A 4260-nucleotide genomic window follows, 5' to 3' on the forward strand; every position below is an offset into this window, starting at 1 on the left:
AAGAAAAAGCCGCCGCCGACAAAGCAGCGGCAGCCCAAGCGGCGAAAGAAAAAGCGGCTGCTGATAAAGCCGCAAAGGCCAAAGCCGAAAAAGAAGCGGCCGCTAAAGAAGCGAAAGAAAAAGCCGCCGCCGACAAAGCAGCGGCAGCCCAAGCGGCGAAAGAAAAAGCGGCTGCTGATAAAGCCGCAAAGGCCAAAGCCGAAAAAGAAGCGGCCGCTAAAGAAGCGAAAGAAAAAGCCGCCGCCGAAAAAGCTGCTAAAGCCAGGGAAGCCGCTGCTGCTGAAAAAGCGGCAAAGGCTAAGGCCGAAAAAGAAGCCGCTGCTAAAGCTGCGAAAGAAAAAGCCGCCAAAGAAGCGGCAGCGGCGAAAGCCAAAGCCGAAAAAGAAGCTGCCGCTAAAGCCGCAAAAGAAAAAGCGGCGGCTGAAAAAGCAGCAGCCGAGAAAGCCGCCAAAGAAGCGGCGGCAGCGAAAGCCAAAGCGGAAAAAGAAGCAGCCGCCAAAGCTGCTGCCGAAAAAGCAGCAGCAGAAAAAGCCGCCAAAGAAGCCGCTGCGAAAAAAGCCAAAGAAGAAGCCGCCGCCAAAGCCAAAGCAGAAGCGGATAAAAAAAGAGCCGACGCTGATAGAAAAGCTTTTGCAGCACAGATGGCCGCAGAACTCGCCGGTGACGCCGAAAAAGCCGCTGGCAAAGAAAGTGCCGAAGCCAAAGCTGCCCTACAAGATTTTGGCAAAAATATTCTTGAAGCGAGGATGAAACGATTCTGGCGTCTGCCGCCAAACATACCGGGCAACCTCAAAGTCAAACTCTTCGTGAAGCTCGATAAAAAAGGCAACGTCACCAAAGCCGCCATCAAACAAAGCAGCGGCAACAAACTCTTCGACGACGCCGCCTTGCGCGCCGTACACGACGCCTCACCGCTGCCACTGCCGAAACATCCCGGCGCCGTTGAAGCCCTCGTGACCGACGGCATCATCGCCAACTTTGACCCATGATTCAGGGAAATACCATGCACAGCATCCGCACCGTTATGACTATTCTGGCACTTGGCGGAATAACGATTACGCGTGCCGAAGAACCGACCCTGGATGACCGGATTACCCTGCAACAGGCAAAAATCGCCCACTTGGAAAAAAAACTGGCGACCGCACAACAACAACTTGCCGAACAAAAAAAAGAGCTGACGGAAATTGCACGTCTTGCCGTGCAAGATAAAAACGCAGAGGCTACCGCGAAGAGCCAAGCCGAAAGTGAAAAAAAAGCTGTAGTGGCGGCCTTGGCTGCTGAACTTGGTCAAGATGCTGAAAAGGCCTCTGGCAAAAATAGCATCGAAGCCAAAGCTGCCCTCGCCGATTTCGGCACCAATATCCTTGGTGCCAGAATGAAAAAATTCTGGCGTCTGCCGTCCAACATTCCCAGCAATCTCAAAGTCAAACTTCACATTAAATTTGACCCAAAAGGTGATGTCACCCAAATCGCTATCAAACAAAGCAGCGGCAACAAACGCTTTGATGATTCGGCAATTAAAGCGGTACACGATGCCTCACCGCTGCCACTGCCGAAACATCCCGGCGCCGTTGAAGCCCTCGTGACCGACGGCATCATCGCCACCTTCGACCCCTGAGCGCGCCCAAACCGCGCAAAAACGGAAACTGCTACAATGCGCGCCCCTCGCAACCATAACCCCAAAAACAAGGTGAACCCCATGAAACACAACAACAAATGGAAACTGCTCGGCCTCAGCCTGCTCCTGCCGTGGTTCGGCGCGCAGGCCCAAGTCGAAGTCAACGTCTCCGGTGCCCAAGTCGCCGCCCGCCCCATCGCCGTCCTGCCCATCCAGGGCGACCCCGGCGTGAAAATGGACTACCTCATCGCTTCCGACCTGCACAAAACCGGCCTCTTCCAGCCGCTTAACCCCAACAGTTTCCCCGCCGCCGATGCCGGCAACTATCCCGCCTGGAAACAGGCCGGTGCCGATTACGTCGTCTCCGGCGTCATGCAGGGCAGCGGCAGCGGCCAGTTCAGCCTCGGCGACATCAATGCCGGCAGCGTGCTTGCCAGCGACAACCTCAGCGATGCCGACGCCCGCCAACTCGCGCACCAGGTCTCCGACTGGATACTCTACCGTCTGACCGGCAAACGCGGCGTCTTCGGTACCCAGCTCGCCTACATCCTCGAACAGGGCGGTAAAAACGGCCGCAAATACAGCCTCGTCGTCTCCGATGTGGACGGCGCCAACCGCCGCGAACTCTACACCTCCTCCGAACCCATCCTTTCTCCCGCCTGGGCGCCGAACGGCCGCGCCATCGCCTTCGTCACCTACGCCAACCACTACGCGCAAGTCGTCATCCAGGATCTCGGCGGCGGCCGCCGCATCGTCGCCCAGGGCAACGGCATCAGCAGCGCCCCCGCCTTCTCGCCGGACGGCAACTACCTTGCCATCGTCCAGTCCGAAAACAACAACCCCGACATCTACCTGCTCAACCTCGCCAGCGGTAGCAAAACCCGCCTGACCGACCACAGCTCGATTGACACCGAGCCTGCCTTCTCGCCGGACGGCAACTACATCTACTTTACCTCCGACCGCTCCGGTAGCCCGCAAATCTACCGCATGAGCAGAAATGGCGGCGCGGCAGAACGCGTCGTCTCCGGCAACGGTTACAGCGCCAACAGCGACCTCTCGCCGGACGGCAGCTCGCTGGTTCTCACCCGCCAGAGTGGCGGCGGTTACCAAATCGGCACCTACAACCTCGCCAGCCAGCGCTTCGAGGCCCTCACCAATGGCCGCCTCGACGAAGGCGCGAGCTTCGCCCCGGACGGCCAGCTCATCATCTACGCCACCAAAGAAGGCGGCAGATCCGTCCTCAAAATCATCAACAGCAAGGGCGGCGTGGCACAAACCCTGTCCGACCCGAACGGCCGTCTGCGCGACCCGGCCTGGAGCCCCGATACCCGTCCCTGATGCCCCATTGCCAAAAACAACAAACAGGAATCCCGACATGAAACGCAAACACTACCTCGGTACCCTCCTCTTCACCCTGCTCGCCGCCGCCTGTTCCAGCCCCTACGGCCTCGAAGGCGAAGAAGGCGCAGGCGCAGGTGCGGGCGCAGACGGCATGGGCGGCTACGGCGACGGTGCCACCTACGGCAGCAATACCAGCTACGGGCGCGGCAACGCCGGCACCGCCGACTACTACAACGACCCGCAATACGGGCGCAACGTGACCGGCGGCCCGCAATCCGCCGACAAAGATCGCATCATCTACTTCGCCTACGACAGCAGCGCCATCGACAGCCGCTCCGAGGCCGTCATCCGCGAGCACGCCGCCTATCTGCGCGCCAACCCGCAGACCAACGTCGTCCTCGAAGGCCACACCGACGAACGCGGCACCCGTGAATACAACATCGCCCTCGGCGAACGGCGCGGCTACTCCGTGCAAGAACACTTCGCCGCCCAGGGCGTCGCCCCGCAACAAATGCGCGTCCTCAGCTACGGCGAAGAACGCCCCGCCGCCTACGGCTCAAGCGAAGAAGACTACGCGAAGAACCGCCGCGTCGTCATCATGTACTGACAACCCACAGGAGAGCACCCATGCAAAAACACACCGCCACCGCCCTCATCCTGGCTCTCACCCTCGGCGGCTGCGCCACCGTTGACCCGGCGGAACTTGCCGCTACCCGCCGCCAGGTGGACGAACTCAACAACCGCATCAAGCAAATGGAAAGCGAACAGGCCGGCATGAAAGTGCGTATCGACGAAGTCGGCAAAAGCGCCCGTCTGCCGAGCGGCGTCTCCGCCGTGCCGACCGCGCGCAAAGGCGAAGCCGCCCCGCAAGGCGGCCAGCAAACGGGCGGCGGCTACGAAACCGGCCTTGCCCAATACCGCGCCGGCGACCTGAACGGTGCCATCGGCACCCTCGAACAATATCTGAACAGCGGCAACGCCGGCGGCAACGAAGCCACCCTCGCCCAATACTGGCTGGGCGATGCCTACTACATGCAGCGCAACTTCGACATGGCCAGCCGCTACCTTGGTGCCTACCTCAAAGCCCAACCGAACGGCGAACGCTCACAGGCGGCGCTGAACAAGCTGGTGGAAAGCCTGCGCGCCCTCGGCCGCACCGCCGACGCCGACACCCTTGCCAGCCAGGGCGCCAGCGCCTTGCAATAATCGGCCGGATACAGCGCGACAAGCCGAAGCCCCGCTTCGGCTAACATTTCATACATCTAAGCAAATAAAGTAGCGTGAAGATGCAATGAGATTTA

General features: G+C 60.0%; 5 protein-coding genes. All 5 read left to right on the plus strand.

From position 1 onward, the window contains the following. The coding region (gene tolA, locus Q0562_RS04050; protein ID WP_298641505.1) for a cell envelope integrity protein TolA at positions 1–989 on the plus strand (989 nt) is incomplete at its 5' end. A 14-nt stretch (positions 990–1003) separates the two neighbouring features. Beyond that, positions 1004–1618 (plus strand): cell envelope integrity protein TolA, encoded by a 615-nt coding sequence (locus tag Q0562_RS04055; RefSeq protein WP_298641507.1) that lies wholly within the window; start codon positions 1004–1006, stop codon positions 1616–1618. 81 nt (positions 1619–1699) lie between these two features. Further along, positions 1700–2956, plus strand: a complete 1257-nt coding sequence (gene tolB, locus Q0562_RS04060; RefSeq protein WP_298641510.1) for a Tol-Pal system beta propeller repeat protein TolB — start codon at positions 1700–1702, stop codon at positions 2954–2956. A 37-nt stretch (positions 2957–2993) separates the two neighbouring features. Then, on the plus strand, positions 2994–3566 hold the full coding sequence (gene pal, locus Q0562_RS04065) for a peptidoglycan-associated lipoprotein Pal (RefSeq protein WP_298641513.1): 573 nt from the start codon (positions 2994–2996) through the stop codon (positions 3564–3566). A gap of 20 nt (positions 3567–3586) precedes the next feature. Continuing rightward, a complete protein-coding gene (locus tag Q0562_RS04070) occupies positions 3587–4165 on the plus strand; it encodes a tetratricopeptide repeat protein (RefSeq protein ID WP_298641516.1) in 579 nt (192 codons plus the stop codon). The last annotated feature ends 95 nt before the right edge of the window (positions 4166–4260 follow it).

The organism is uncultured Cardiobacterium sp., assembly GCF_938028825.1.
Lineage (GTDB): Bacteria > Pseudomonadota > Gammaproteobacteria > Cardiobacteriales > Cardiobacteriaceae > Cardiobacterium.

Bases quoted from the DNA above. Each gene is read 5' to 3' on its own strand.
- Q0562_RS04055 (WP_298641507.1), top strand. From the start codon at position 1,004: ATGCACAGCATCCGCACCGTTATGACTATTCTGGCACTTGGCGGAATA.
- tolB (WP_298641510.1), top strand. From the start codon at position 1,700: ATGAAACACAACAACAAATGGAAACTGCTCGGCCTCAGCCTGCTCCTG.
- pal (WP_298641513.1), top strand. From the start codon at position 2,994: ATGAAACGCAAACACTACCTCGGTACCCTCCTCTTCACCCTGCTCGCC.
- Q0562_RS04070 (WP_298641516.1), top strand. From the start codon at position 3,587: ATGCAAAAACACACCGCCACCGCCCTCATCCTGGCTCTCACCCTCGGC.